Source organism: Stutzerimonas stutzeri, from assembly GCF_024448935.1.
Taxonomy (GTDB): Bacteria; Pseudomonadota; Gammaproteobacteria; order Pseudomonadales; family Pseudomonadaceae; genus Stutzerimonas; species Stutzerimonas stutzeri_AO.
The window spans coordinates 1-26,935 of the sequence record NZ_JAMOIE010000038.1 but is presented as its reverse complement, the minus strand read 5'-3'; the positions used below and the strand labels follow the sequence as shown (position 1 = coordinate 26,935).

Sequence of the window (26,935 nt, the reverse complement as noted above, 5' to 3'; positions counted from 1 at the left end):
TGCTGATCGCCAGCAGCTGCTCCTACGGCCATCCTGCCAGGGAGACAGTGTCGAGTCAGGGCTAGCCGAGCGGCGGCAGGTCGTGTTTGGTCAGCGGCAGCCGGACGATGAAGGTCGTGCCTTGCTCGGCATTGGATTCGACATGAATGGTGCCTTGGTGGGCGGCCACGATCTCGCTGGCAATATAGAGCCCCAGGCCTAGCCCGGAGTGAGGTCCATGCTCGCCAGCGGCGTACTGGGAGTGGCGGCTCATGGGGTTGAAGATGTCAGCAATTGCCTCCTCCGCAATCGGCTCGCCCTGGTTGTGTACGGAAAACACCGCATGCGCCTGTTCGGGGTGCAAGGACACCCTGATCTGTGACGTGGCGCTGCCGTGCTGCACGGCGTTGCCGATCAGATTGGAAAACACCTGCTCCATCCGCGCGGCGTCGAACGGCCCGGTCAGGTTTCCGCTGGTCTCGCAGAGAATGTTGCGGTCCGGGTGATAGGCCAGCACTTCTTCGGCCATGCCTTCGCACACTGCGGCCAGATTGGTTTCCAGCCGGTGCACCGGAATGCCTGCACCGCTCTGCGAACGGGTGAAATCGAGCAGGTCGTTGACGATCTTGTTGGCCCGTTTGACGCTGGTATAGATGCGCGACGCCAACATGGTCGGCTTGGCCCCGAGGCTGCCGTCGAGCAGCAGCACTTCCGCACCTAGCTGAATGGCGCCCAGAGGCGTGCGCAAATCGTGTCCAAGGATGCCCAGAAAGACGTTCCGCGTGCCGTTGACCGTTTGTGAGTAGCTGGCCACGGACTCGGCGAGCGCTTGGTCGATGGCCTCGTTGAAGCGGGTCATGTCCTCGACTTCGAAGTCGGTGCCGGACTTGATTGCCTGCAACCATTTGCTCAGCACGCTGGAGCGCAGGGCGCGGTACTCGGACACCATTTCATCGATGCTGAAGCCGGCGTCATGACGCAACACGGCGTGAGTTTGCGCCGCCGTTTCACCGCCGCTCTTGTGGGACTTGCCGACGGATTTGTCGAACTGCTGGGCTTTGGACTGACTGGTGCTCAGGTCCGCGGCAATCGTTCGCAGCATCTGCTCGGCATGATCCCGCAGGGCTTCGGTGTCCATGGAGCGGGATCCCAGAATGGTTCTGGCGAAGTCTTCCCATGACTGAAGAATGGACTCGAGGTTATCGAGGATGAAATTGGCAAGGCGCATCGGGCTGCTCCGCAAGGTTGGACGCCGCTAAGCTCACCGGGACAACGGTGGCGTCTTGCCCACGGCTGATGCGGATGTGGCCGACGCGAAATCAGAGGATCGTGTAACGCGCACCCAGTATGCACCAGCCCCGTCGCAGTCATGGCGCGAACCGCGAACACCGAGGCCCAGGCGGTGCACCTCGTAAGGTCGATCAAGCAGATTCGATAGGGGTCGTCGGCATCGGATAGCCGAGCGGCTTTTGTAGGAGCCAGCTTGCTGGCGATCCGGGGCTGCAGGGCGTTATTGATCGCCAGCAAGCTGGCTCTACAGGGGAGATGGCTTACTGCTGATTGCCCACGGCTGATGCGGATGTGGCCGACGCGAAATCAGAGGGTCGTGTAACGCGCACCCAGTATGCACCAGCCCCGGCGCAGCCATGGCGCGAACCGCTGCTCGGTCACCGGGCGGCGGCCTGGGTAAGTCTAGGGGGAGCGGTCAGCAGGTCAGCAGCGAACACCGAGGCCCAGGCGGTGCACCTCGTAAGGTCGATCAAGCAGATTCGATAGGTCGTCGGCATCGGATAGCCGAGCGGCTTTTGTAGGAGCCAGCTTGCTGGCGATCCGGGACGGCAGCGTTATTGATCGCCAGCAAGGACTGGGCGTCCCCCTTGCTCTTACACGGGCGAATGGCTTAGCTGAAACGAAGAAGCCGCTGCCCGGATCATGGTGCAGCGGCTTTAGGTTCGTTTGGCGAGAGAGCTTAGCCGCGGGCGCCGCGCACCCCTTCGCTCAACGCACGGCACAGACCGAGCACGCCTTGGACGGCTTGCTCGGAGGTTTCGGCATTGGCGATCTGGTCGATCAATGCCGAGCCGACCACCACGCCGTCGGCCAGTCGGGCAATGGCGGCGGCCTGGTCCGGCGTGCGGATGCCGAAGCCGATGCACAGCGGCAGATCGGTGTGGCGCTTGAGGCGCGCAACGGCTTCTTCGACGTGTTCCAGGGTCGCCGAACCGGCACCGGTCACGCCGGCCACCGAGACGTAGTAGACGAAGCCCGAGCTGCCGTTGAGCACGGTGGGCAGGCGCTTGTCATCGGTGGTCGGGGTGGTCAGGCGGATGAAGTCGATGCCCGCGGCCTGGGCCGGGTCGCAGAGGTCTTCGTTGTGCTCCGGCGGCAGGTCGACCACGATCAGGCCGTCGACGCCGGCTTCCACGGCTTCGGCAAGGAAACGCTCGACGCCCATCTTGTGGATCGGGTTGAAGTAGCCCATCAGCACCAGCGGCGTGGTCTGGTTGCCCTCGCGGAACTCACGAACCATCTGCAGGGTTTTCGCCAGGTCCTGCTTGGCCGCCAGGGCGCGAATATTCGCCAGCTGGATCGCCGGGCCGTCGGCCATCGGGTCGGTGAAGGGCATGCCCAGCTCGATTACGTCGGCGCCAGCCTCCGGCAGGCCCTTGAGGATGGCCAGCGAGGTGGCGTAGTCCGGGTCGCCGCCGGTGATGAAGGTCACCAGCGCGGCGCGGTTTTCCTGTTTCAGCTGGGCGAAGCGCGTCTGCAGGCGGCTCATATATGTTCTTCCTGTTCGTCGTAGTGGTGCATGACGGTCTGCATGTCCTTGTCGCCGCGGCCGGAGAGGTTGACCACCATCAGATGATCCTTCGGCAGGGTCGGCGCGCGTTTGAAGACTTCGGCCAGCGCGTGGGCGCTTTCCAGGGCCGGGATGATGCCTTCCAGACGGCAGCATTTGTGGAAGGCGGCGAGCGCTTCCTTGTCGGTGATCGAGGTGTACTCGACGCGGCCGATGTCATGCAGCCAGGCGTGCTCGGGGCCGATGCCGGGGTAGTCGAGACCCGCCGAGATCGAATGGGCATCGATGATCTGACCGTCGTCGTCCTGCAAGAGAAAGGTGCGGTTGCCATGCAGCACGCCCGGTACGCCGCCGTTGAGGCTGGCGGCATGCTTGCCGGAGTCGATGCCGTGGCCGGCCGCTTCGACGCCGATGATCTTGACCTCCTTGTCGTCGAGGAAGGGGTGGAACAGGCCCATGGCGTTGGAGCCGCCGCCGATGCAGGCCACCAGCGAATCGGGCAGGCGACCTTCCTGCGCCATCATCTGGTCGCGGGTTTCCTTGCCGATCACGGCCTGGAAGTCGCGAACCATGGCCGGATAGGGGTGCGGGCCGGCGACGGTGCCGATCAGGTAGAGGGTGTCGTGGATGTTGGTCACCCAGTCGCGCAGGGCTTCATTCATCGCGTCCTTCAGGGTGCCGGTGCCGGCGGTGACCGGGATCACCGTGGCGCCCAGCAGCTTCATACGGAAGACGTTGGCCTGCTGACGCTCGATGTCGGTGGTGCCCATGTAGATCACGCACTGCATGCCGAAGCGCGCGGCGACGGTGGCAGTGGCCACGCCGTGCATGCCGGCGCCGGTCTCGGCGATGATGCGCTGCTTGCCCATGCGCCTGGCCAGCAGGATCTGGCCGATGCAGTTGTTGATCTTGTGCGCGCCGGTGTGATTGAGCTCTTCGCGCTTGAGGTAGATCTTGGCGCCGCCGCAGAATTCGGTCAGGCGCTCGGCGAAATACAGTGGGGAAGGGCGGCCGACATAATCGCGTTGGAAGTAGGCCAGTTCTTTGGCAAATTCGGGATCGGTCTTGGCTTTCTCGTATTCGGCGGCCAGCTCATGGATGAGCGGCATCAGGGTTTCGGCGACATACTGACCGCCGAAGTGGCCGAACAGGCCCTTGGCGTCAGGGCCGTTGCGCAATGAGGTCATGGTCATCTCCTGCAGGGAAGCGGTGCTCCGCGTAACGGCGGATGCGCGATGGGGTGAAATTAACCGACTTGCGGTTCGATAAAAAGCGATAAGATCGCTGCAATCTGTCAGGAAAATTCACCGATGAGCCAAGAGCTTCCGCCGCTCAACGCACTGCGCGCCTTCGAGGCAGCGGCACGGCTGCAAAGCGTAAGCCAAGCGGCGGGGGAACTCTGCGTGACCCATGGGGCCGTAAGCCGGCAGATTCGCCTGCTGGAGGAACACCTGGGCATCGCCCTGTTCAGCAAGGAAGGTCGAGGCGTAAAACTCACCGATGCCGGGCTGCGGCTGCGTGATGCGACGGGCGATGCCTTCGAGCGCTTGCGCACTACCTGCGCCGAGCTGCGCCAGCAGACCACCGATGCGCCGTTCGTCCTCGGTTGTCCAGGCAGCCTGCTGGCGCGCTGGTTCATCCCGCGGCTGGATCGCCTCAACCGTGAGCTGCCGGACCTGCATCTGCAGCTCTCGGCCAGCGAGGGCGAGCTGGACCCACGCAAGCCGGGGCTGGACGCCACGCTGTGGTACGCCGAGCCGCCATGGCCGGCGGACATGCAGGTCTTCGAACTGGCCGCCGAATGCATCGGCCCGGTGCTCAGCCCCTACCACGGGCGCTGCGCCGAGCTGCGTAACGGCTCGCCCGCCGTGCTGCTCGATGAAACACTGCTGCACACTGCCTCGCGTCCGCAGGCCTGGCCGACCTGGGCCCGTCAGCAGCATCTCGACCCGGCGCGGCTTCGGTTGGGGCAGAGCTTCGAACATCTCTACTTTCTGCTGGAAGCGGCGTTGGCGGGGCTCGGCGTGGCCATCGCCCCGCAACAGCTGGTCGCCGACGACCTCGCCGCTGGTCGCCTGCTGGCGCCTTGGGGCTTCGTCGAAACCTCGGCACGGTTGACGCTCTGGGTTCCGGCACGGCGGTTAGATCGGCGCGCCGAACGCCTGGCCGAATGGTTGCGCGGCGAACTTAGCGGCAAGCAAACTGCGGCGAGCTGACGGCGTACCGGCTATGGCATCGGTCGAATAATGCTCCGCTCAGTCCTTCCGGTGTTCCGTGGCGGCGGGCCCGTCAGCGGGCTCGACGCGTTCGGCTGATTGGGCGATTGCCGACAAACGACGCGCCGCCTCCTGTGGTACACCCTAACGACTGGCGTGTCGCCGTTCTGCTATCAGGCTGTCGGACTTGAGCCCGCAGGCAGAAAGAGCATCGGATTTTTCCGAAATAGGCCGTTTTGCCATTTCCGCTTATGGGCATACGCCCATGCGTTTCAGGTGCGATGCCAGGCACACCAGGGTCCATTCGCCGCTGACCTTTCACGCCACGCAGCGAGAATACCGAAATCCCAACACCGATTTGAGGATGCCGAACACCGGCTCCACCGTTGGCTTGCGCAGTGCATGCCATTCTCGACCCACCTTGGTTTGTAGTTTGTTGCGCCATGCAGTACTTGCACGACCAGGCCGGCGCCCGGAACGTGGCACCGTATGATGAGGCGGTTCGCGCTCCGATGGTGCGCACGGCCCTTTTTGCGCCATGGGTAAGTGAACCAGCAATCCATGGTTCGGGAATTGCTGCGAACCAATTTTTCAAACGCCACGGGCTATCCCGCCGTCGCTCACCCTCTAATCGCTCGAAGACTTTGACTCGCCGCGTTCGAGCTGCGGTTGTTCGTCTCTCTCGAGGCGAACCAATCTACATTGGCACCCATCTTGCTCTTGCTCCTTGGCAATGAAGGTGCGCTTTCGCGTCCTGTTGCTCAGCAACCACCGGAGACCGGGTATGCCGCGAACCGAAATCGCTCAGGTGGCCGACAGCAATGCTGGGCTGGCCCTGGAGGCCTTGCGCAAGCTTGTTGCCATGCACGCCCTGATGCCTGAAAAGGCGTTGCCCACCGAGCGCGAGCTGGCCGAGGAGTTCGGAGTGGGTCGGCGGGCCGTGCGTCGTGCGCTGGCGGTGTTGGAATCCGAAGGACAGATTTGGCGTCGACAGGGTCGGGGCACCTTCATCGGGCCGACGCCGCCCAGCGCGCTGAGCTTCGCGCGCCTTTCGAGCCGGACCAATTTCAGCGAGGTGATGGAAGCGCGCCTCTACCTCGAGCCGGCGCTGGCGTCGCTCGCCGCGATCCGCGCCAGCGGCGAGCAGACCGCGATGCTGCGGCGACTGGTCGCTCAGATGACCGAACACCAGCAGGACGCCGAGCAGATCGAACTATGGGACAGCGCGCTGCACCGCTGCATCGCCGAGGCTGCGGGCAACCGCCTGCTGCTGGACCTGTTCGAGATGGTCGATGCCATCCGTCTCGACCCGATCTGGCGCGACCTGCGAGCCCGTGCCCGCAACGCCGACAAATTGCGCGGTTACGACCATGACCACGAGGCCATCGTCGATGCGATCGCGGCCCGCGCGCCGACCGAGGCGGCCGCCTGCATGCGCAGCCACCTGCGGGCGCTGCGTGATTCCCTGAACGTCGTTCTCGACCAGACCCTGGATGCCTGCGTATGACTGCCCCCGTGTTGAGCCTGCAAGATCTGAGGGTGCGCTTCCCCGGTGCGCCCGCCAATGTCGTCGACGGCCTCTCCTTCGAGGTGTCGGCCGGCCGTACCCTGGCCATCGTCGGCGAGTCGGGCTGCGGCAAGAGCGTGACCTCGCTGGCGCTGATGGGTTTGCTGCCGGCCGGCACCGAGGTCAGCGTGGCCCGCGCCGATTTCCAGGGCCGGCCGCTGCTGGAACTGGACGAAGCCGAGCGCCGCGATCTCAGGGGCAATCGCCTGGCGATGATCTTCCAGGAACCGATGACCTCGCTGAACCCAGCCTTTACCGTCGGTGAGCAGATCGCCGAAGGCGTGATGCGCCACCAGGGCCTGTCGCCCAGGCTCGCCCGCGAGCGCGCGCTGTCGATGCTGGAAAAAGTCCGGGTGCCGGACGCCGCCAAACGCCTGGATGCCTACCCGCACCAACTGTCGGGAGGAATGCGCCAGCGCGTGATGATCGCCATCGCCTTGGCCAACGACCCGAGTCTGATCATCGCCGACGAGCCGACCACCGCGCTGGACGTGACCATCCAGGCGCAGATTCTCTCGCTCATCGCCGCTCTGCAGGCGGACACCGGCACGGCGATGATCCTCATCACCCATGACCTGGGCGTGGTCGCCGAAGTGGCCGACGACGTGGTGGTGATGTATGCGGGGCGCGTGGTCGAGAGCGGCCCGGTGCAGGCGATCTTCGACGACCCGCAGCATCCCTACACGGTCGGCCTGATGGGCTCGATGCCCTCGATGGGGGCTCGCGAGGCACGTCTGGCGACCATCGAGGGTCGGGTACCGACGCCTGCCGAAATGCCCGAATACTGCCGCTTCGCCAGCCGCTGCCCGTTCGCGGTGGACGCCTGCCGGGCGCAGCGCCCGCCTCTGGTGGAAGTCGGCCCCGGGCATTTCGCGGCCTGCCTGCGGGTACCGCTGGAAGTTCACGCCGGAGCCTGCGCATGAAAACCCCCGACAAACCAATTCTCGAAGGTCACGGCCTGACCAAGCATTTCACTGCCAACCGCGGCTTCCTGCAGCGCGCCGCCGCGCCGGTGCGGGCGGTCGACGATGTGTCGCTCAGCGTGCGCCGGGGCGAGACGCTGGCGCTGGTTGGCGAATCCGGTTCGGGCAAGTCGACCCTGGGCCGCCTGTTGCTGAACCTGCTCGAGCCGACCGCGGGCGATGTCATCTACGAGGGGCGCAACCTCGGCAATCTGTCGGCGCAGGAGCTGCGCAAGGTGCGTCAGGAGCTGCAGATCATCTTTCAGGATCCTTTCGCCTCGCTGAACCCGCGCATGAATGTGCAGAGCATCGTCGGCGAGCCGATCTGGCTGCATGATGCCGCCGCTCGTAGCGAGCGCGAGGAGCGGGTCGCCGAGCTGTTGCGTACGGTCGGGCTCGCGCCGGAACACGCCGAGCGTTATCCCCACGAGTTTTCCGGCGGGCAGCGCCAGCGCATTGGTATCGCCCGCGCCCTGGCGTCGCGCCCGAAACTGCTGCTGGGCGACGAACCGGTCTCGGCCTTGGACGTGTCGGTCCAGGCGCAGGTGGTCAACCTGCTCGAGGACCTCAAGCAGCAGTTCGGGCTGACCCTGGTGATCGTCGCCCATGGCCTGGCGGTGATACGCCACATGAGCGACCGGGTGGCGGTGATGTACCTGGGCGAAATCGTAGAACTGGCCCCGGTCGATGCGCTGTTCGAGCAGCCGCTGCACCCCTATAGCCAGGCGCTGATCGACTCGGTGCCGGTCAGCCATCCCAAGGACCGGCGCGAGCGTCAGGTGCTCGGTGGCGACATGCCCAGCCCCAGCGCGCCGCCTTCCGGCTGCCGTTTTCACACCCGTTGCCCGCATGCACGCACCCTGTGCAGAGAGAGCCGACCGGCGCTTGAGATGTTGCCGGACGACCGTCAAGTCGCCTGCCACTTCTGGCGCGAGATCGCCTCGGCGGGCAGTGGCAGCCCCATCGTCGTCACCCCGAGTACCGCGTTCAGCCAGCGCCTGGCGCTGTTCAAGGCGCGTCAGTCAACCCTTACGGAGCCGCATCCATGAAGCACTTGCTCGCGTTTACCGGCGTCACCCTGTTGCTGGCCTGCAGCCAGGCCCTGGCCGCCCCGGCCACCCTGCGCATCGGCATCCAGGACGATCCCGACATGCTCGATCCGCACCGGTCGCGCACCTATGCAGGGCGATTGGTCTACACCGCCCTGTGCGACAAGCTGGTCGATACCGATGCCGACCTGCAGTTCATTCCGCGTCTGGCCACGGCCTGGGAATGGAGCGAGGATGGCAAGACGCTGACCATGAACCTGCGCGAAGGCGTGACGTTCCATGACGGCGAGCCCTTCGATGCCGAAGCGGTGAAATTCAACCTGGACCGTGCCCGCACACTTCCCGATTCGCAGCGCAAGAGTGAGTTGTCATCGGTGGAGAGTGTCGAAGCCACCGCGCCGACCACCGTCACGATCCACCTGAAAAAGCCCGATGCCACGCTGATCGCGCAGCTGTCCGACCGTTCCGGAATGATGCTCGCGCCCAAGGCGGCAGGGGGTGCCGACTATGCCAGCAAGCCGGTCTGCTCGGGCCCGTACGAGTTCGTCGAGCGCGTGCAGCAGGACCGTATCGTGTTGAGGAAATACGACGGTTACTGGAACAAGGACGTCTTCCATTTCGACCGTGTGGTGTTCATGCCGATTCCGGACACCTCGGTGCGTCTGGCCAACCTGCGCTCCGGCGATCTGGACATGATCGAGCGCGTGGCGCCCACCGACGTCAAGTCGGCCAAGGCCGACGCCAAGCTCAAGGTCTACAGCACGCCAGGCCTGGGCTTCATGGAAATGGTGGTGAACATCGACAACGGGCCGAAGTCGCAGAATCCGCTGGGTCAGGACAAGCGCGTACGCCAGGCGCTGGAGCTGTCCCTGGATCGCGATGCGATCAATCAGGTGGTTTTCGAAGGGTTGTATATCCCGGCCAACCAGGCGCTGTCGCCGAGCAGTCCGTTCTTCGATAAAACCAAGACCATCCCCGCCCGGGACCCGGAAAAGGCCCGTGCGCTACTGGGTGAGGCTGGCGTCAAGATGCCTTTCCCTATTGATCTGAAGGTAGCCAACAACCCCATCGCCCAGCAGATCGGCCAGATCATCCAGGCGATGGCACAGGAGTCCGGCTTCCAGGTGAACCTGATCGCCGGCGAATACGCGACCCAGCTCTCCGAGCAGCAGGCGGGCAATTACCAGGTGGCCCTCTACAACTGGTCGGGACGCCCCGATCCGGACGGCAACCTGCATCAGTTCGTCACCTGCAAGGCGCCCCTCAACGATGCGCGCTACTGCAACCCCAAGGTGGACGAGCTGCTCAACGAGGCGCGGGTGCGTAACGGCCTGGAGGAGCGCAAGGCGCTGTACGCCCAGGCCCAGGAGATCCTCATCGACGAGGCGCCTTACATCTATCTGTTCTTCGATCCGCGCCTGTTCGTCGCTCGCGGCGATCTGCAGAACTTCCAGCCGCAGCCCGATGGGTTGATCCGCCTGGAAAACGTCAGGCTCGCCCCGTGATCCACACCCCGGCCGCCACCGGAGCGGTGGCCGGGGTCCCGCTTCCCTCGCTGTTCAGAGGTCCGTCATGATCGGATTCATCTTCCGCCGCCTGCGCGCGGCGATACCGACCCTGATCCTGGTATCGCTGTTCGTCTTCACCCTGCAGAAGCTGCTACCCGGAGACCCGGTACTGGCGATGGCGGGCGAGGAGCGCGACCCCCAGGTGCTCGAATACCTGCGTGACAAGTACCGGCTCAACGACCCGATTGCGATGCAATACCTGCAGTGGATCGGGGACGTGCTCAAGGGCGACTTTGGTCGCTCGATGCGCACCGAGCAACCGGTCACCCAACTGCTGCTCAGCAAGCTTCCGGTCACGTTGCAGCTGGCTGCCTGGTCGGTGATGTTCGCCATGCTCATCGGCATTCCGGCTGGGATCATCGCGGCGGTGCGCAAGGGCACGTGGGTCGATTACGGAGTCAACGTGCTTGCTCTGTCGGGTATTTCGATTCCCAACTTCTGGCTCGGGCTGCTGCTGATCCTGCTCTTCGCGGTCAAGCTGCAATGGTTGCCGGCTTCGGGTTTCGTTCCCTTCAGCGAGGATCCGCTGCGTAATCTGCAGACCATGCTGATGCCGGCCTTCGTGCTCGGCGCGAGCCTTGCCGGGACGCTCATGCGCCACACCCGCAGCGCCATGCTCGAGGTGCTGCGCTCCGATTACGTGCGTACCGCCCGGGCCAAGGGGCTGATGCCGCGGGTGGTGATACTCAAGCATGCGCTGCGCAACGCGCTGATGCCCATCGTGACCCTGAGCACGCTGCTGTTCGGCGAGCTGCTCGGCGGCGCCGTGCTGACCGAGCAGGTGTTCAGCCTGCCGGGCTTCGGCAAGATGATCGTCGACGCGGTGTTCAACCGCGACTATGCGGTGGTGCAGGGCGTGGTGCTCTGCGTCGGCATCGGTTTCATCCTGCTCAACCTGCTCGCCGATGTGCTCTATCGGCTGATCAACCCACGCATGAGGACCTCCGCATGACTGCCGCTAGCGTGATGTCCCGACCGGCTTTCGGCCTGCGCCTACCCCGGCGGGCGGTGCGGCCGCTGGGACGGTTCATGGCCAACCGCGGCGCGGTGGTCGGTGCGCTGATCCTGCTCTGCTTCATCCTCGCGGCGTTGCTGGCGCCCTGGATCGCACCCCACGATCCGCTCAAGGCCAACTTCATGGCTGTACGCCAGGCGCCCTCGCTGGTGTACTGGCTGGGTACCGATGAACTCGGTCGTGACCTGTTCTCGCGGCTGCTCTGGGGCGCACGCAGTTCGCTGCTCGCCGGGGCGGTGTCGGTAGCCATCGCGCTGGTCATCGGAGTGCCGCTCGGGCTTGCCGCCGGTTATTTCGGCGGCATGCTCGATGCGCTCATTTCGCGGGTGGTCGAGGCATTGTTGTCGTGCCCGTTCCTGGTCCTGGCGATTGCGCTGGGTGCCTTTCTCGGCCCGAGCCTGATGAACGCGATGATCGCGATCGGGCTGTCGGCGATGCCGATCTTCGTGCGCCTGACCCGCGGTCAGGTGATGGCCATCCGTCACGAGGATTACCTCGAAGGCGCGCGGGCCATCGGGCTACCGGATCGCTGGATCATCCTGCGCTACGTGCTGCCCAATGTGCTTTCCCCGATCGTGGTGCAGGCGGCCTTGACCATCGCCTCGGCGATTCTGGCCGAGGCCAGCCTGTCGTTCCTCGGGCTCGGCCAGCAACCGCCGACGCCGTCCTGGGGATCGATGCTCAATACCGCGAAGAACTTCATGGAACAGGCGCCTTGGATGTCCATCGCGCCGGGCGTTGCCATCTACCTCACGGTGCTGAGTTTCAACCTCGTCGGTGACGGGCTACGCGATGCGCTAGACCCCAAAGGCTGAGCCTCACCCGCTTCGGCGGCGTCGCCGGGCGTGACGCCGTATTTCAACTCCAAGGAAATCCGCTATGCCCCTCGAACTCGATTACACCCAGGCCTATGGTTCGGCGCGCTCCTGCGTCATGGGCCGCAACATGGTCGCCTGTTCCCAGCCGCTGGCCGCACAGGCAGGCATGACGATGCTGCAGCAGGGCGGCAACGCCGTGGACGCCGCCATTGCTGCGGCGATGGTGCTGACGGTGGTCGAACCCACCGGGTGCGGCATCGGCAGCGATGCCTTCGCCGTGGTCTGGGACGGCCAACGTCTGCAGGGCCTGAACGCTTCCGGGCGCTCGCCGGCCGGCTGGCGTCCCGAGTATTTCGCCGGCCAGCAGCAGATGCCGGAGCGTGGCTGGGGTGCGGTCACCGTTCCGGGCGCCGTCTCGTCCTGGGTCGCGCTGTCCAAACGCTACGGCAAGCTGCCCTTCGCACGCCTGGCCGAACCGGCCATCGGCTACGCACGCGACGGGTTCCAGGTGACGCCGGTGATCGCCCGGCTCTGGCAGCAGGGCGCCAAGCTGCTCAAGGATCAGCCCGGTTTTGCCGAATGCTTCATGCCGGGCGGGCGGACACCCATGGCCGGTGAGCGGGTAGTGATGGCCGATCATGCCCGTACCCTCGAGGCGATCGCCGAAACGCGCGGCGAAGCCTTCTACCGGGGCGCGCTGGCCGACGCCATCGTCACCCATGCGAAGGCCAACGGGGCGCTGATGAGTCTGGAGGATCTGGCCGAGCATACGGTCGACTGGATCGACACAATCAGCGTGCATTACGCCGGTATGGTGGTGCACGAACTGCCGCCCAATGGCCAGGGCATCGCCACCCTCAGCGCCCTGGGTATGCTCGAGGAGCTAGGTGTCGGCAACGACCCGGTGGACAGCCCCGAGACGCTGCACCAGGTGCTGGAGGCGATGAAGCTCGCGCTGGCCGACGTGCACGCGCACGTGGCCGACCTGACCCACATGCGCGTGACACCCGACCAGTTGCTGGCGCCGGGCTACCTGCGCCAGCGGGCGGCGCTGATCTCCAGCGAGGCAGCCGATCCCGGCCACGGCGATCCTCAGCGTGGCGGCACCGTGTACCTGTCTGCCGCCGACGAGAACGGCATGATGGTCTCGTTCATCCAGTCCAACTACATGGGCTTCGGCTCCGGTGTGGTGGTGCCGGGCACCGGAATCAGCCTGCAGAATCGTGGCGCCGGTTTCAGCCTCGACCCCGAGCACGTCAACTGCGTCGCGCCGGGGAAACGACCATTCCACACGCTCATTCCGGGCTTCGTGATGAACGCCGACGGCACGCCGCTGATGTCCTTCGGCTTGATGGGGGGGCCGATGCAGGCGCAGGGGCATACCCAGCTGATGCTGCGCATCCTGCGCTACCGGCAGAATCCCCAGGCGGCGATCGATGCGCCACGCTGGCGGATCGAGAAGGGCTGCACGGTCGCGGTCGAAGACGCCTTCGACCCCCTGACGCTCGCCGAACTGCGCCGGTTGGGACACGATCTGAAGGTGGAGCAGAATCGCTCGTCCTTTGGCGGCGCGCAGATCATCGTGCGCACCGAGCACGGCTATGTCGGTGGCTCCGAGTCGCGCAAGGATGGCCAGGTGGTGGCCTGCTAAAGCCCTTTTGCTCAGTCCTGCGAGCAGGCAAGTACTGAAGCGCAGCTCGCCGCTGGTTCATTGATCTGACCGTGGCGCCGGCGGCCATCGAGGCCGTGGCCGAGCGCCTGGCTTCGACCGTGGAAGTGGTCAGCCTGTACATCATGAGCGATCTGAAGAGCCTGCATATCCATACCTTGACCGATAGCTACGAGACCTTCGACGCCTTCGTCCGCGAACACATCTTCAATCATCCGGACATCCTCGCGGTGGATTGCAAGGCACTGTTGACGCGGGTCAAGCATCGCCGGGGTGGAGCACGATTGTGAGCTCGATAACGCCTTGTTACGGCGCGCGCCGCTTCGTCATGGGGCGCATCTGACATTCGTCAGCGCCGATGGCGCGGGGATTACCGATCGAGTCCAAATGGATCGGCGCAGCTTACGAATGTGTCGATTTGGTACCTCGCGCTGCCGTTTCGTCGACGCCCAGGCGCACAGTATGCCCGTTTGTTGTGCAGCAAGCAGATTGCCTGCTTGCTCCAATTTCGGAATAAATAACCAGAAATCAATAGCTTAGTTTCTGCAATCCACTGGCACGGCTGTTGCTCAGAGCTTTTGCACGACTTTACATCCGATAGGCAACCCGCCGATTAGGATCACGGACTGTGCAAAAGGAGATCTGCCATGAGCCTTAACCGTCGTACATTCCTCGGTGCTGGAGCCATTGCTGCAGGTGCCGGCCTGGCGATGGGCGCCCCAGCCATCGCGACCGCCGCCAGCGGCAAGACTTTCAATTGGAAGATGACCAACGCTTATCCGCCGGGCTCGCCGTTCTATGTTCAGGGGCCGGGCAGCCCGACGGACTTCTGCAAGCGGGTCGAGGCCTTGTCCAGCGGCCGCCTGAAGATCCAGCATTTTGCCGCCGGCGAGTTGATCCCCGCCCTGGAAGGCTTCGATGCCGTGTCCAGCGGGCTGGTCGAGATGAATGCCGCGAATGCCTATTTCTGGGCCGGCAAGATCCCCGCCGCGCAATATTTCACCACCGTGCCCTTCGGCATGAACACGCAAGGGATGAATGCCTGGTTGTACAACGGCGGCGCGCTGAAACTGTGGGAGGAACTCTACGAGCCTCATGGCCTGGTGCCGATGCCGATGGGCAACACCGGCACCCAGATGACCGGCTGGTTCCGCCAGCCGCTGGAGGGGATCGACAGCCTCAAGGGCTTGAAGATGCGTATCCCCGGCCTCGCGGGAAAGGTCTACAGCGAACTGGGCGTAGCCGTACGCCTGCTGCCCGGCGGCGAAATATTCCCGGCGCTGGAACGCGGCGTGATCGATGCCGCCGAATTCGTCGGGCCCTACCAGGACCGGCGCATGGGCCTGCACAAGGCGGCGAAGAACTACTACACCACCGGTTGGCACGAGCCGACCAACGTCACCGAACTGATCGTCAACAAGCAGGCCTGGGACAGCCTGCCGTCTGACCTGCAGGCGATCGTGCGGATCAGCGCCCAGGCCTGCAACGCCGAGAGCCTGGCCTGGTCGGACGCGGTCAATGCCGAGGCGCTGGAAGACCTGGTGAAGAACGAAGGCGTCAATGCACAGCCGTTGCCGGATGACATCATTGCACGGCTGCGCGAAGTCACCGCCGACACCCTGTCGAGCATGGCCGCCACCGACGCGCCGACACGCAAGGTGCATGACCATTTCATGGCCTTCCGCGAGCAGTACCGATCCTGGTCGGCGGTTGGCGAGAAAGGTTTCATGAACCTGGAGAGCTGATCGATGTGGGCCGTGATCAACCGCCTGGAGCAGCTGATCGAGACCCTCGGCAGCGTGGCGCGCGCATGCCTGTTGCTGCTGGTACTGCTGGTATCGGCCAACGTGCTGATCCGCTACGGCTTCGATGTCAGCCCGGTGGCGCTGCAGGAGCTGGAATGGTTTCTGATCTCGCCGATCGCCATGCTGGGCATATCCTACGTGCTCAAGCACCGGGCCGACGTACGCGTGGATTTCATCTACGAGCGCTTCCAGGCGCGTACCCGCGCCGCCGTGGATCTGTTCAGCGCGTTGGCCACCTGCCTTATCGGGGCCTTCCTGGCCTGGGCCTGTTGGCACTACATGATGCAGGCCTACCGGATCGACGAAGGCTCGCCCGACCCGGGTGGGCTGCCGCATCGTTACCTGGTCAAGGCTTTTCTGCCGCTGGGTTTCGCGCTTTTCGGCCTGCAGGGCATTGCCGATACCTTGCGTGCGCTGAGCGGTCTGTTCGCCACACCGCCGTCTGCTGCGGGGATGCAGTCGTGAGTCTCAACGAATGGCTGGCGATTATCATGGTCTTCGCCTTCTTCTCGATGATGATGGTCGGCGTGCCGGTGGCCATTTCCCTCGCGGTATCGGGCTTCGCTGCCGGCCTGATCGGCTTTGGCCCGATGCTGTTCAGCCTGTTGCCGGCACGAATGTTCGGCGTGGTCAGCAACTACACGCTGCTGGCGATTCCGCTGTTCACCTTCATGGGGGTGATGCTGGAAAAATCGCGGGTCGCAGAGGACATGCTGGAAACCGTGGGGCAGGCCATGGGCGGCCTGAACGGCGGCATGGGGCTGGCCATCGTGCTGGTTGGCGTGTTGCTGGGCGCTTCCACCGGCATCGTCGGCGCCACCGTGGTGACCATCGGCCTGCTGACCCTGCCGGTGCTGCTGCGCCGGGGCTACAAGCCCAGCGTGGCCTGCGGCACCATCTGCGCGTCCGGCACCCTGGGCCAGATCATCCCGCCGAGCCTGGTATTGATCCTGCTCGCCGATATTCTCGGCGAATCGGTGGGCTCGATCTTCGCCGCCGCCTTCGTGCCCAGCCTGATGCTGGCTGGCGTGTACGTCGTCTACATGCTGCTGCTTGGTCGCCTGCGCCCAGACTGGGTGCCGGCGATTTCTGCCGAGGAGCGTGCCCTGCTCAGCCGTCGGCAGTTGTGGAAGAACATTGCCCGGTCGGTGCTGCCGCCGCTGCTGCTGGTGGTCTGCGTGCTGGGTTCGATCATCGGCGGCCTGGCCGCGCCTACCGAGGCGGCCTCCATTGGTGCGCTGGGCGCTTTGATCATCGCCGGTTGCGCCGGGCGCCTGAGCCGCGACACGCTCAAGCAGACCCTGCACGGGACGCTGAGCATCAGCGCCATGATCTTCCTCATCCTGCTCTGCTCGCAGCCTTTTTCCCTGGCTTTTCGCGGCCTGGGTGGCGAGGCGCTGGTGCATGACCTGTTCAGTCTGCTGCCAGGCGGGGAGTTGGGCGCGGTCCTGTTTCTCATGGCCCTGCTGTTCGTGCTTGGTTTCTTCCTGGAGTGGATCGAGATCTCCTATATCGCCCTGCCGATGTTCCTGCCGGTGTTCATGGGCTATGACACCGACATGGTCTGGCTGGCGATTCTGGTCGCGATGAACCTGCAGATGTCTTTCCTGACGCCCCCCTTTGGCTGGGCGCTGTTCTTTCTGAAGGGTGTTGCGCCACCGGGCATCAGCACCAAGGACATTTATGTCGGCGCCTTGCCCTTCGTCGGGCTGCAAATGCTCGCCGTCGCCCTGGTGTTCTTCTTCCCAACCCTCGCCACCTGGCTGCCCAAGGCCATCGGCTGGTAACACGACGAGCGTGATCATGGAGTTCTTTGCTGCCTATAGTCCCCTGTGGCTGGCCGGTCTGGTCAGCGCCCTGCTGCTGACCGGCGCGGTGGCCGGCATCCTCGCCGGCCTGCTTGGCGTCGGTGGCGGTATCGTCATCGTTCCGGTGCTGTATCACCTGTTCACCCTGCTCGGCGTCGATCCCGAGGTGCGCATGCATGTGGCGGTCGGCACCTCGCTGGCGGCCATCGTGCCGACCTCGATCATCTCGGCCCGTGCCCACTACCGACGTGGCGGCCTCAAGCCGGAGCTGCTCAAGCCATTGATCCCGGGAACGCTGATCGGCGTGCTGATCGGCGCGCTGCTCAGCGGCTACCTGAGCGGTGAAATGCTGGCCGCGCTGTTCGCGCTGATTGCACTGCTGGTGGCGCTGAACATGGCGTTCGATCACAGCTTGAACCTGCGCGACGGATTGCCCGGAACGTTCGGGACCGGAGTCCTGGGTCTGTTCATCGGCAGCCTGTCGACGTTGATGGGGATTGGCGGCGGCACCTTGAGCGTGCCGATCCTCAATGCCTGCCGCACGCCCATGCACATCGCCGTGGGCACGGGCGCGGCGCTGGGCGTGGTAATCAGTCTGCCCGGCGCACTGGCCTATCTGGTCAACGGCCTGGGCGCGGCCAGCCTGCCCCCGGCCACGCTGGGCTACGTCAACCTGCTCGGCCTGGCCTTGATCGTTCCAGTGACGATGCTGACCGCGCCCTGGGGCGCCCGCATCGCCCATGCCGTCAACGCACGCCTGCTGCGGCGTCTGTTTGCGCTTTTTCTGGCCCTGACAGCTGCTCGCATGCTGCTCGGTGCCTTTGCCATCTGAGGATCGACCATGCTGAAAAGCACCCACGCCACCCGCGGTATCTTCGTCGCCCCCCACCACTTGGCTGCCCAGGCCGGACGCGACGTACTCAAGGCCGGGGGAAATGCCGTCGAAGCCATGGTCGCCGCAGCGGCCAGCATCGCCGTTGTCTACCCACACATGAACGCCATCGGCGGTGATGGCTTCTGGCTGATCCACGAGCCGGGCAAGGCTCCGGTCGCCATCGACGCCTGCGGCAGCAGCGCAGCGCTGGCCAGCCGCGAGTTCTACGCCGGCTTCGAGCAGATCCCCAGCCGCGGACCAAGCGCCGCATTAACCGTTGCCGGCACCGTGGGTGGCTGGGCCAAGGCATTGGAGATGGCTGCCGGCTGGGGTGCAACAATGCCATTGCGCGACCTGCTCGGCGAAGCCATTGGCCAGGCCCGCAATGGCATCGTCGTCAGCCGCAGCCAGGCACAGTTGACGCGGACCAAGTTCGACGAACTCAAAGACGTGCCCGGCTTCGCCGATGTCTATCTGGTCGGGGCCCAGGCGCCGACCGAGGGCAGCCTGATGAAGCAGAGCGCCCTGGCCGATACCCTGGAGCGCCTGGCCGAAGCTGGCCTGGACGACTTCTATCGCGGCGAACTGGCCGCGAGCATGGCCAGTGAGCTGGAGCGGCTGGGCAGCCCACTGCGGCTGGGCGATCTACAGGCCTACCACGCGCAGGAGGTCACCCCGCTGCAGGTGCGCCTGGGCGATGCTACCGTTTACAACATGCCGCCGCCGACCCAGGGACTGGCCTCGTTGCTGATTCTCGGCGTATTCGAGCGGCTGAAGGTAAGCGAGGCCGAAGGCTTCGCCCATATCCATGGCCTGGTCGAGTCGACCAAGCAGGCGTTCATGATTCGCGACCGGGTGGTAACCGACCCGCGCCGGTTGCCGGCCGACCCGCAAAGCTTTCTGACAGCCGAGCAGCTGGATGCGCTCGCCAGCGCCGTCGATACCAATACCGCACTGCCGTGGCCGCGCCCCGCGGCGCCGGGCGATACCATCTGGATGGGTTGCATCGACGGCGGAGGGCGAGCGGTGAGCTTCATCCAGAGCCTGTACTGGGAGTTCGGCTCCGGAGTGGTGCTGCCGTCCACCGGTGTAGCTTGGCAGAATCGCGGCATCAGCTTTTCCCTCGATGCCAAGGCGCTCCAGGCTTTGGAACCTGGCCGCAAACCCTTCCACACGCTGAACCCGGCACTGGCGCTATTCGATGACGGGCGGGTGCTGAGCTACGGCACCATGGGCGGCGAAGGGCAGCCGCAAACCCAGGCGGCGGTGTTCAGCCGTTACCGGCTGGGCAGTGATCTACAGGCCGCGGTCAGCGCACCGCGCTGGCTGCTCGGTCGCACCTGGGGCGATGTCAGTACCAGTCTGAAATTGGAGAGCCGCTTTGCGCCGGAACTGGTGGCCCAGCTGCAAGCGGCCGGGCATGTTGTCGAGACGCTCGACGAGCCCTTCAGCGACACCATGGGGCACGCCGGTGCGTTGTTGCGGCACCCCGACGGCGTGCTGGAAGGGGCTGCGGATCCGCGTAGCGACGGCAGCGTCTGCGGCCTCTAGCCACACCGATTGCCGCACCCGGCTTAGGCCACCTACGATACCGGGTCAGCGTCGGCGCCACCGCGCAAGCCGTCAGCTGGCGAGCGCGGTTTCGGCCTTGGCCTCGCCTTTCGCAGGGGTCTTCACCTCCACCGCATAGCCCTGCGGGTTGCGACTTTGCCAGCGCCAGGCGTCGGTGAGCATGGTCAGCAGGTCTTTTTCTGCCTGCCAGCCAAGCTCTTCGCGAGCTTTGCTCGGATCCGACCAGCACTGGGCGATATCGCCGGGGCGGCGCGCCTTGAACACATGGGGCAGCTGCCGCCCTATGACTTCCTCGAACGCCGTCACCATCTGACGCACGGAATAACCGCGGCCAGTGCCGAGGTTCCACGTGGAAACACCGTGCACCAGGCTTAATCGCTCCAATGCTTTCAGGTGCCCCTTGGCCAGGTCAACCACATGGATGTAATCCCGAATGCCGGTGCCGTCCGGTGTCGGGTAGTCCGCGCCAAAGATGTTCAGTTGCTTACGGCGGCCCACCGCCACCTGTAGCATGTAGGGCAGCAGGTTGTTGGGAATGCCGTTGGGGTCCTCGCCAATCAGCCCGGACTCATGCGCGCCGATGGGGTTGAAATAGCGCAGCAGGGCGATCGACCAGCGCGGATCGGATTCAGCCAGCCCCTTGAGCACGTTCTCGGCCATCAACTTGGACTGGCCGTAGGGGTTGGTCGGCATACCGGTGGGGCAGCTCTCGGTGATCGGCATCGTCGGCGAATCGCCGTAGACGGTGGCTGACGAGCTGAACACCAGCTTGAAGACGCCCGCTTCGGTCATGGCCTGACACAATGCGATGCTGCCGCTGACATTGGTTTCGTAATAGCGCAGTGGCTCGCGCACGCTTTCACCGACGGCCTTGAGACCGGCGAAGTGCAGCACCGCCGTGATGGGGTAAGAGGCAAACAGCGCCTTGAGCAGCGAGCGGTTGCGCACGTCGCCCTTGACGAACTGGACCTTGCGGCCGGCCAGGGCTTCCACCCGATCCAGCGCTGTCTCCGAACTGTTGCAAAGGTTATCCAGTACCAGCACCTCGTGGCCCGCCAGAAGCAGCTCCAGCACCGCGTGGGACCCAATGTAACCAGCGCCTCCCGTTACCAGAATCATGTGTCTACCTCGCATGGCGGAATTATTCGACGCGCACGGGGGATACGCGGCTGGCCGTATGAGCGCGGCCGCTGCATGCATCTCCAGGGTTGGGGTCGGCGCGTCGGGCGGTGCGCACTGCTGGAGCACTCAGCGCCGATGCCGAGGTAATTCAGGCGTCCTGTGATAGGGACGGGAGAAGGGGCGAGCAAGTTCCAGCGAAGCGACAGTCAGCCGATGACCGACCGCCAAAAGGGCCTCAGGGGAACCTTGCCTCACGCTGCGTCGTCCATAGCCGGCGAGCTGCGCTTGGATCGCTACGGTTGGGCAGGCTGCAGCGCGCCTCGATTTTTTTCCTGTACCGCGCAGGCTGCGCGGGTTTATGCGATGCGGCAGAAGGGACGCTCGAGGACTTCGCCATCTGCACGAGGTAGCCATGAGCTGGGCCGGCCCTTACCAATACGAGATTGGAAAATCCCCCGACAAGCAGGAGATGCCGCCCGAAGTCGTTTTCGATGAGCGGGTGCCGACCCTGCTGTGTCTTTCCCATTTGCGCTGGAGCTTCGTCTATCAGCGCCCACAGCATCTGATGTCGCGCTTTGCGCGGGACTTCAACGTGCTGTTTGTCGAAGAGCCGATCCCGACCGAAGATGCCAAGCCTTGGCTGGAGGTGCGGCCCGAGGAAAACGGTGTGCAGGTACTGATTCCGCGTCTGCCTCAGGGCTGCGAGGGCGATACGGCGCTGCGCGTGCAGCGTGACTTGCTCGACGGCTATCTGGACAAGCTTGGCGTCAATGAGCTGATGCTCTGGTTCTACACGCCGATGGCGCTCGGTTATGCCGGCCATCTGAAGCCCAAGCTCACCGTCTACGATTGCATGGACGAACTCTCGGCATTCCGCGGCGCACCGCCCGATCTGGTGCAGCGCGAACGCGAGCTGCTCGACCGCGCCGACCTGGTCTTCACCGGCGGCTACAGCATCTGGGAAGCCAAGCGCGAGCTGCACGAGAACGCCTTTGCCTTTCCCAGCAGCGTCGACGTGGCGCATTTCGCCAAGGCGCGCCGGCCTCAGGCCGATCCCGATGACCAGGCCGAGATTGCGCAGCCGCGATTGGGCTTCTACGGCGTCATCGATGAGCGCTTCGATATCCGGCTGGTGGCCGAGGTCGCGGAAAAACGTCCGGACTGGCAATTCGTGCTGGTCGGCCCGGTGGTCAAGGTCGATCCGGCGGACCTGCCGCAACGCGACAACATTCACTATCTCGGCGGCAAGGCCTACGACGCGTTGCCGCGTTACCTGTCCGGCTGGGACGTGGCGATCATGCCCTTCGCCATGAACGAATCGACCCGCTTCATCAGCCCCACCAAGACTCCCGAATACCTGGCCGGCGGCTGCCCGGTGGTGTCCACGCCGATCAAGGACGTGGTGCGCACCTACGGCGACACCGACATCGTCCATATCGCCGACACGCCCGATGCGTTCATCGATGCGGTGGAAAAAGCGCTGGCCGATGCCGAAGACCGCGACCGTCTGCTGAAGACCGCCGATGAGATTCTCGGCGACATGTCCTGGGACCACACCTGGGCGCTGATGAAGGAGAAGATGCAATGCGCGATGTGAGCTTGCAAGACAGTAACCCCGAGCACGCAGGTGGCGGCGCCAGCGTCCGTTCAGCTACCGGTCGACGAGGTTTCGACTACCTGATCGTCGGCGCCGGTTTTGCCGGCAGCGTCCTGGCCGAGCGCCTGGCGGCCGGGCTGAACAAGCGCGTACTGGTGGTCGACCGGCGTCCGCACATCGGCGGCAATGCCTATGATCACTACGACGAAGCCGGCGTATTGATCCACCGCTACGGCCCGCACATTTTCCACACCAACGCCCAGCGCATCGTCGATTACCTCTCGCGGTTCACCGAGTGGCGGGCCTACGAGCACCGCGTGCTGGCGCAGGTGGACGGGCAGGAAGTGCCGATCCCGATCAACATGACCACGCTGAACAAGCTCTACGGCCTGCACATGACCACCGAGCAGGAGGCAGCGGATTTCCTCGCCAGTCGCGCCGAGCCGGTGGAAGACATCCAGACCAGCGAGGACGTGGTGATCAACGGCATCGGCCGCGAGCTGTACCAGACGTTCTTCCGCGGCTACACCCGCAAGCAGTGGGGGCTGGACCCGTCGCAGCTGGACAAGTCGGTCACTTCGCGCATCCCGACGCGCACCAACACCGACGACCGCTACTTCACCGATACCTTCCAGCAGATGCCCAAGCATGGCTACACCAGGATGTTCGAGAAGATGCTCGCGCACCCGAACATCAAGGTGATGCTCAACACCGACTACCGCGAGATCCGCGACGAGGTGCAGCACGACCACCTGATCTTCTGCGGGCCGATCGATGAGTATTTCGACTACCGCTTCGGCACGCTGCCCTACCGCTCGCTGAAGTTCGAGCACAAGCAGCTCGAGCAGGAGCAGTTCCAGGCGGTCGGTACGGTCAACTACCCGAGTGAAGACGTGCCCTATACGCGCATCAGCGAGTACAAGCACCTCACCGGCCAGGTCCATCCGAAGACCAGCATCACCTACGAATATCCCTCGGCCGAGGGCGATCCCTACTATCCCATCCCGCGGCCGGAGAACGCCGAGCTGTACAAGCGCTACCAGCAGCTGGCGGACGAGACGCCGGGCGTCACCTTCGTCGGGCGGCTCGGCAGCTACAAGTATTACAACATGGATCAGGTGGTCGGGCAGGCGCTGGCGCTGTACAAACGCATCGAGGAAGCCGAACGCGGCCCTGAGTCCGGCGAAAGCACCAAACACAGCCAGTCGCTGGCTGAACAGGCACCCTGAGACGAGGCGCAAGATGCATCAGCCCACGCTGTTCAAAAGTTTCTTCATGGGCGGGTTCGAATGTTCCAACCATCGCCGCAGCGATGGTCGCCGCCTCGATCTGCTCGCCGCCACGGGACACGATCGCTGGGCGGCCCACGACTACGCCGAGCTGCACCGCTACGGCCTGCACAGCGTGCGCGACGGTCTGCGCTGGCACCTGATCGAGCGCCAGCCGGGGCAGTACGACTGGTCCAGCTTTCTGCCCATGCTGCAGGCGGCGCAGCACCAGGGCACCCAGGTGATCTGGGATCTGTGCCATTACGGCTGGCCGGACGACATCGACATCTGGCGACCGCAATTCGTCGAGCGCTTTGCCCGCTACGCTGCTGCCGCTGCGCAGGTAGTCAGGGACGAAACCGGCGCGGTGCCCTTCTATGCGCCGCTCAACGAAATCTCCTTCTGGGCCTGGGCCGGTGGCGATCAGGCTTACTTCAACCCGATGGCGCGCGGCCGCGGTTTCGAGCTCAAGCATCAGCTGGTGCGTGCCACCATCGCCGCGATGCAGGCGATCCGTGACGTGGAACCGCGGGCGCGTTTCGTCCAGGTCGACCCGGCCATCCACGTTACGGCAGAAAACGACCGGCCCGGTCCGCAGCGCGACGCCGAGCGGTTCCGCCAGTCGCAGTTCGAAGCCTGGGACATGCTCTGCGGCGAATTCTGGCCCGGCCTCGGCGGTGCGCCGGAATACCTGGATGTGCTCGGCGTCAACTACTACTCGAACAACCAGTGGTACCACGGCGACGGCCGCACCATCGAGCGCGACAACCCGGACTACCGGCCGTTCAAGGGCATCCTCACGGAAATCTGGCAGCGCTATAAACGGCCGCTGCTGATTGCCGAAACCGGCGCCGAGGGCGACCTGCGCGGCGACTGGCTGCGTTACGTCAGCGAGCAGGCCGGGCTGGCCATGCAGCGTGGGGTTCCGGTCGAGGGCATCTGTCTGTATCCGGTGCTCGACTATCCGGGCTGGACCAATGAGCGGCACTGCCCGGTCGGGCTGCTCGGCTTTGCCGACGAGAACGGCAAGCGCTGTGTGCACGAGGGCCTGGCCGATGAACTGCGGCTGCAGCAGATGCGTTTCAGCCAGTCCAGCCCGGCCCCGCAATTCGCCGAAGCCACGCCATGAACCAGGCGGCCGCCGTGCCTCAGGCCAAGCCGGACGAGCTGCTGCTGCCGAGCCGGCCGGTGGCCTTTCTCTGGCACTACATCTGCGCCCGGCCCTGGCATTTCGGTGGCCTGCTGGCGCTGATCATCGGCGCGGCCAGCTGCGCGGTAGCGGTGCAGTACGGCATGAAGCTGCTGGTGGACGCCATGGCCCAGGGCGCTGCGGATCGCGGTGCCGCCAACGTCTGGTGGCCGCTGGGGCTGTTCATCGGCCTGATCGTTGTCGAAAACGTGTTCTGGCGCCTCGGTGGCTGGCTCGGCTGTCGCACCGTGGTGGCCAGCGTGGTGGATCTGCGCGTCGACCTGTTCAAACACCTGACCGGTCACCCGATGCGCTACTTCAACGAGCATTTCGCCGGCTCGCTGGGCAACCGTATTTCCGCGGTGGGGCAGGCGGCCGGCGCCATCTACGGTGGCCTGGCGTGGAAGATCGTACCGCCCATCGTCGATTTTATTGGTGCGGTGGTGGTGCTGCTCACGGTGGACGTGCGCATGGCCCTGGCGCTGATTCTATTCGTCGCCCTCGTCGCCGCGCTGATCACCGGCTTCGGCATCCGCGGGCGCTCCAAGCATCAACGCTTCGCCGCGCAGTCGGCGCGGGTCGGCGGCGAACTGGTGGACGCGGTGTCCAACGTGTGGACCATCAAGGCCTTCTCCGCCCGTGACCGCGAGGCCGAGCGCCTGGCCCACGAGATCGGCTTCGAGGCCCGCGCCCAGCGGCGCAGCTGGATGTACCTGGAAAAGGCCCGGGTGATGCACGACATCTGCCTGTCGGTGATGGCCGGCGGCATGCTGATCTGGGCGATCCAGCTGTGGGTAGGTGGCGAGGTCACGGCCGGCGACGTGGTGCTGGTCAGCGCGCTGACCTTTCGCATCCTGCATGGCTCGCGGGACCTGGCGCTGGCGCTGGTGGACGCCACGCAGCAGATCGGCGCCATCGACGACACCCTGCGCATCATCGTCCAGCCCCACGGCCTGGAGGACAGCGGCGCGCAGCTGCTGCTGGCCGAGGGGGATATCACCTTCAAGGACGTCAGTTTTGGCTACCCCGATCGCGGCGCCGTGTTCGCAGGCCTCGACCTGCACATTCCGGCCGGGCAGAAGGTCGGTGTGGTGGGCTCGTCCGGCGCCGGCAAGTCCACGCTGATCAACCTCATCCAACGTTTGGATGACGTACAGGACGGGCGCATTCTCATCGACGGCCAGGACATCCGCAGCGTCAGCCAGGACAGCCTGCGCGAGAAGATCGCCGTGGTACCGCAGGAAACCGCGCTGTTCAACCGCAGCATCCGCGAGAACATCCGCTACGGCCGCCCGGACGCCAGCGATGAAGAGGTGGTCGAGGCGGCGCGCCGTGCCTTCTGCGACGGCTTCATTCGCGAGCTGCCGCAGGGTTACGACACCCTGGTCGGCGAGCGCGGGGTGATGCTGTCCGGCGGCCAGCGCCAGCGGCTCGGCATCGCCCGCGCCTTTCTCAAGGACGCACCGATCCTGATCCTCGACGAAGCCACCTCGGCGCTGGATACGCAGTCCGAAGGCGAGATCCAGGCGGCACTCAACAATCTTGTGCATCACCGCACCGTGGTAGCCGTGGCGCACCGCCTGTCGACTTTGGCCAGCTTCGATCGAATCATCGTGCTGCGTAATGGACGCATCGTCGAGGATGGATCGCCGAAGGAACTGCGCAACCGCGGCGGTGAATTCGAGGCGCTGTGGCGCCTGCAGGCCGAGGGCTTCAAACAGCAACCCAACCCGGCGGTATGAAGCGCGTCGCGGTGGAGTCTCGTAGCCTCCGGGAGCTGGGTTACGACCCCGATGAGCAAGTCCTGGAGGTGCTGTTTCACAACGGTTCGCTGTATCGCTACGAGCAGGTACCGGCCGAAGTGGTGCAGGCGCTGCTGGAGGCCGATTCCCTGGGGCGGCATTTCAATCAGGTATTCAAACCGCAGCATTACCGCTACCGGCGCATCGAATAGCTATCTGTGCCCGCCGCCAGTATCCAACGCAGTTCTTGCAGGAGATCACCGTCGTCCAGACGCCGGCGCTGTCGCGCAGCAAACTGGGCGATCATTGCTCACC

The 26,935-nt window shown here is 64.8% G+C and carries 23 protein-coding genes and 1 pseudogene; 19 read left to right on the top strand and 5 right to left on the bottom strand.

The window, feature by feature from the left end:
• Positions 1 to 61: 61 nt before the first annotated feature.
• The 3 genes from NA637_RS12510 to trpB all read right to left on the bottom strand — a co-directional run bounded on the left by NA637_RS12510 (position 62) and on the right by trpB (position 3,972).
• Positions 62 to 1,207 carry a sensor histidine kinase gene (locus tag NA637_RS12510; protein WP_256072569.1) on the bottom strand — a complete coding sequence of 382 codons (1,146 nt, stop codon included), beginning with the start codon at positions 1,205 to 1,207 and terminating at the stop codon, positions 62 to 64.
• 741 nt (positions 1,208 to 1,948) lie between these two features.
• Positions 1,949 to 2,758, bottom strand: coding sequence for a tryptophan synthase subunit alpha (gene trpA / locus NA637_RS12505; protein WP_256072568.1), 810 nt, complete (start codon positions 2,756 to 2,758; stop codon positions 1,949 to 1,951).
• A complete protein-coding gene (gene trpB / locus NA637_RS12500) occupies positions 2,755 to 3,972 on the bottom strand; it encodes a tryptophan synthase subunit beta (RefSeq protein ID WP_272889014.1) in 1,218 nt (405 codons plus the stop codon). The genes trpA and trpB overlap by 4 nt, the downstream gene beginning before the upstream one ends.
• 117 nt (positions 3,973 to 4,089) lie before the next feature.
• On the opposite strand from trpB, the gene NA637_RS12495 reads away from it, so the two are divergent.
• Positions 4,090 to 4,995 (top strand): LysR family transcriptional regulator, encoded by a 906-nt coding sequence (locus NA637_RS12495; protein WP_256072566.1) that lies wholly within the window; start codon positions 4,090 to 4,092, stop codon positions 4,993 to 4,995.
• A gap of 249 nt (positions 4,996 to 5,244) precedes the next feature.
• Here the strand turns inward: NA637_RS12495 and NA637_RS12490 are convergent.
• Positions 5,245 to 5,436 (bottom strand): annotated as a pseudogene (locus tag NA637_RS12490) (transposase); the annotation flags it as partial.
• 343 nt (positions 5,437 to 5,779) lie between these two features.
• Between NA637_RS12490 and NA637_RS12485 the strand changes: the two are divergent.
• From NA637_RS12485 to NA637_RS12425, 13 genes are all read left to right on the top strand, one after another.
• Positions 5,780 to 6,502 carry a FadR/GntR family transcriptional regulator gene (locus NA637_RS12485; protein ID WP_256072565.1) on the top strand — a complete coding sequence of 241 codons (723 nt, stop codon included), beginning with the start codon at positions 5,780 to 5,782 and terminating at the stop codon, positions 6,500 to 6,502.
• Positions 6,499 to 7,485 (top strand): ABC transporter ATP-binding protein, encoded by a 987-nt coding sequence (locus NA637_RS12480; RefSeq protein ID WP_256072564.1) that lies wholly within the window; start codon positions 6,499 to 6,501, stop codon positions 7,483 to 7,485. The genes NA637_RS12485 and NA637_RS12480 overlap by 4 nt, the downstream gene beginning before the upstream one ends.
• Positions 7,482 to 8,573: an ABC transporter ATP-binding protein gene (locus tag NA637_RS12475; protein WP_256072562.1), complete on the top strand. Its 1,092-nt coding sequence runs from the start codon at positions 7,482 to 7,484 to the stop codon at positions 8,571 to 8,573. The genes NA637_RS12480 and NA637_RS12475 overlap by 4 nt, the downstream gene beginning before the upstream one ends.
• On the top strand, positions 8,570 to 10,078 hold the full coding sequence (locus NA637_RS12470) for an ABC transporter substrate-binding protein (protein ID WP_256072561.1): 1,509 nt from the start codon (positions 8,570 to 8,572) through the stop codon (positions 10,076 to 10,078). Before NA637_RS12475 ends, NA637_RS12470 begins: the two co-directional genes overlap by 4 nt.
• Before the next feature lie 67 nt (positions 10,079 to 10,145).
• A complete protein-coding gene (locus tag NA637_RS12465; protein ID WP_256072560.1) occupies positions 10,146 to 11,093 on the top strand; it encodes an ABC transporter permease in 948 nt (315 codons plus the stop codon).
• Positions 11,090 to 11,971: an ABC transporter permease gene (locus NA637_RS12460; RefSeq protein ID WP_256072559.1), complete on the top strand. Its 882-nt coding sequence runs from the start codon at positions 11,090 to 11,092 to the stop codon at positions 11,969 to 11,971. The genes NA637_RS12465 and NA637_RS12460 overlap by 4 nt, the downstream gene beginning before the upstream one ends.
• A gap of 64 nt (positions 11,972 to 12,035) precedes the next feature.
• Positions 12,036 to 13,625 (top strand): gamma-glutamyltransferase family protein, encoded by a 1,590-nt coding sequence (locus tag NA637_RS12455; RefSeq protein ID WP_256072558.1) that lies wholly within the window; start codon positions 12,036 to 12,038, stop codon positions 13,623 to 13,625.
• Between the two features lie 71 nt (positions 13,626 to 13,696).
• Positions 13,697 to 13,933 (top strand): hypothetical protein, encoded by a 237-nt coding sequence (locus NA637_RS12450; protein ID WP_256072557.1) that lies wholly within the window; start codon positions 13,697 to 13,699, stop codon positions 13,931 to 13,933.
• Positions 13,934 to 14,290: 357 nt separating this feature from the next.
• The gene (locus NA637_RS12445; protein ID WP_256072556.1) at positions 14,291 to 15,388 is read left to right on the top strand and encodes a TRAP transporter substrate-binding protein; all 1,098 of its coding nucleotides are present in this window, start codon (positions 14,291 to 14,293) and stop codon (positions 15,386 to 15,388) included.
• A 3-nt stretch (positions 15,389 to 15,391) separates the two neighbouring features.
• The gene (locus tag NA637_RS12440) at positions 15,392 to 15,913 is read left to right on the top strand and encodes a TRAP transporter small permease subunit (RefSeq protein WP_256072555.1); all 522 of its coding nucleotides are present in this window, start codon (positions 15,392 to 15,394) and stop codon (positions 15,911 to 15,913) included.
• Entirely contained in the window at positions 15,910 to 17,235 is a 1,326-nt protein-coding gene (locus NA637_RS12435) for a TRAP transporter large permease (protein ID WP_256072554.1), read from the top strand. Before NA637_RS12440 ends, NA637_RS12435 begins: the two co-directional genes overlap by 4 nt.
• A gap of 16 nt (positions 17,236 to 17,251) precedes the next feature.
• Entirely contained in the window at positions 17,252 to 18,088 is an 837-nt protein-coding gene (locus NA637_RS12430; protein ID WP_256072553.1) for a sulfite exporter TauE/SafE family protein, read from the top strand.
• Positions 18,089 to 18,097: 9 nt separating this feature from the next.
• Positions 18,098 to 19,681, top strand: a complete 1,584-nt coding sequence (locus NA637_RS12425) for a gamma-glutamyltransferase family protein (RefSeq protein WP_256072552.1) — start codon at positions 18,098 to 18,100, stop codon at positions 19,679 to 19,681.
• 72 nt (positions 19,682 to 19,753) lie between these two features.
• Here NA637_RS12425 and galE read toward each other — a convergent pair whose 3' ends face one another.
• Positions 19,754 to 20,821, bottom strand: a complete 1,068-nt coding sequence (gene galE / locus NA637_RS12420; protein ID WP_256072551.1) for a UDP-glucose 4-epimerase GalE — start codon at positions 20,819 to 20,821, stop codon at positions 19,754 to 19,756.
• A 415-nt stretch (positions 20,822 to 21,236) separates the two neighbouring features.
• Between galE and NA637_RS12415 the strand changes: the two genes are divergently transcribed.
• Genes NA637_RS12415 through NA637_RS12395 form a run of 5 tightly spaced genes read left to right on the top strand, consistent with a single transcriptional unit; the run spans position 21,237 to position 26,832 of the window.
• Entirely contained in the window at positions 21,237 to 22,421 is a 1,185-nt protein-coding gene (locus NA637_RS12415) for a glycosyltransferase family 1 protein (protein WP_256072550.1), read from the top strand.
• The gene (glf, locus tag NA637_RS12410; RefSeq protein ID WP_256072549.1) at positions 22,409 to 23,650 is read left to right on the top strand and encodes a UDP-galactopyranose mutase; all 1,242 of its coding nucleotides are present in this window, start codon (positions 22,409 to 22,411) and stop codon (positions 23,648 to 23,650) included. The genes NA637_RS12415 and glf overlap by 13 nt, the downstream gene beginning before the upstream one ends.
• Positions 23,651 to 23,663: 13 nt before the next feature.
• A complete protein-coding gene (locus tag NA637_RS12405; protein ID WP_256072548.1) occupies positions 23,664 to 24,818 on the top strand; it encodes a beta-glucosidase in 1,155 nt (384 codons plus the stop codon).
• Positions 24,815 to 26,620 carry an ABC transporter ATP-binding protein gene (locus NA637_RS12400; protein ID WP_256072547.1) on the top strand — a complete coding sequence of 602 codons (1,806 nt, stop codon included), beginning with the start codon at positions 24,815 to 24,817 and terminating at the stop codon, positions 26,618 to 26,620. The genes NA637_RS12405 and NA637_RS12400 overlap by 4 nt, the downstream gene beginning before the upstream one ends.
• Entirely contained in the window at positions 26,617 to 26,832 is a 216-nt protein-coding gene (locus NA637_RS12395; RefSeq protein WP_256072546.1) for a KTSC domain-containing protein, read from the top strand. The genes NA637_RS12400 and NA637_RS12395 overlap by 4 nt, the downstream gene beginning before the upstream one ends.
• Positions 26,833 to 26,935: the final 103 nt, after the last annotated feature.

Excerpts from the sequence above, each read along its gene's own strand:
- NA637_RS12400 (WP_256072547.1), top strand. The coding sequence starts at position 24,815 with ATGAACCAGGCGGCCGCCGTGCCTCAGGCCAAGCCGGACGAGCTGCTG.
- trpB (WP_272889014.1), bottom strand. The coding sequence starts at position 3,972 with ATGACCATGACCTCATTGCGCAACGGCCCTGACGCCAAGGGCCTGTTC.
- NA637_RS12430 (WP_256072553.1), top strand. The coding sequence starts at position 17,252 with ATGGAGTTCTTTGCTGCCTATAGTCCCCTGTGGCTGGCCGGTCTGGTC.
- NA637_RS12460 (WP_256072559.1), top strand. The coding sequence starts at position 11,090 with ATGACTGCCGCTAGCGTGATGTCCCGACCGGCTTTCGGCCTGCGCCTA.
- NA637_RS12455 (WP_256072558.1), top strand. The coding sequence starts at position 12,036 with ATGCCCCTCGAACTCGATTACACCCAGGCCTATGGTTCGGCGCGCTCC.
- NA637_RS12495 (WP_256072566.1), top strand. The coding sequence starts at position 4,090 with ATGAGCCAAGAGCTTCCGCCGCTCAACGCACTGCGCGCCTTCGAGGCA.
- NA637_RS12395 (WP_256072546.1), top strand. The coding sequence starts at position 26,617 with ATGAAGCGCGTCGCGGTGGAGTCTCGTAGCCTCCGGGAGCTGGGTTAC.
- NA637_RS12470 (WP_256072561.1), top strand. The coding sequence starts at position 8,570 with ATGAAGCACTTGCTCGCGTTTACCGGCGTCACCCTGTTGCTGGCCTGC.
- NA637_RS12480 (WP_256072564.1), top strand. The coding sequence starts at position 6,499 with ATGACTGCCCCCGTGTTGAGCCTGCAAGATCTGAGGGTGCGCTTCCCC.
- NA637_RS12465 (WP_256072560.1), top strand. The coding sequence starts at position 10,146 with ATGATCGGATTCATCTTCCGCCGCCTGCGCGCGGCGATACCGACCCTG.
- glf (WP_256072549.1), top strand. The coding sequence starts at position 22,409 with ATGCGCGATGTGAGCTTGCAAGACAGTAACCCCGAGCACGCAGGTGGC.
- NA637_RS12475 (WP_256072562.1), top strand. The coding sequence starts at position 7,482 with ATGAAAACCCCCGACAAACCAATTCTCGAAGGTCACGGCCTGACCAAG.
- NA637_RS12440 (WP_256072555.1), top strand. The coding sequence starts at position 15,392 with ATGTGGGCCGTGATCAACCGCCTGGAGCAGCTGATCGAGACCCTCGGC.
- trpA (WP_256072568.1), bottom strand. The coding sequence starts at position 2,758 with ATGAGCCGCCTGCAGACGCGCTTCGCCCAGCTGAAACAGGAAAACCGC.
- NA637_RS12510 (WP_256072569.1), bottom strand. The coding sequence starts at position 1,207 with ATGCGCCTTGCCAATTTCATCCTCGATAACCTCGAGTCCATTCTTCAG.
- NA637_RS12485 (WP_256072565.1), top strand. The coding sequence starts at position 5,780 with ATGCCGCGAACCGAAATCGCTCAGGTGGCCGACAGCAATGCTGGGCTG.
- NA637_RS12405 (WP_256072548.1), top strand. The coding sequence starts at position 23,664 with ATGCATCAGCCCACGCTGTTCAAAAGTTTCTTCATGGGCGGGTTCGAA.
- NA637_RS12445 (WP_256072556.1), top strand. The coding sequence starts at position 14,291 with ATGAGCCTTAACCGTCGTACATTCCTCGGTGCTGGAGCCATTGCTGCA.
- NA637_RS12415 (WP_256072550.1), top strand. The coding sequence starts at position 21,237 with ATGAGCTGGGCCGGCCCTTACCAATACGAGATTGGAAAATCCCCCGAC.
- galE (WP_256072551.1), bottom strand. The coding sequence starts at position 20,821 with ATGATTCTGGTAACGGGAGGCGCTGGTTACATTGGGTCCCACGCGGTG.
- NA637_RS12425 (WP_256072552.1), top strand. The coding sequence starts at position 18,098 with ATGCTGAAAAGCACCCACGCCACCCGCGGTATCTTCGTCGCCCCCCAC.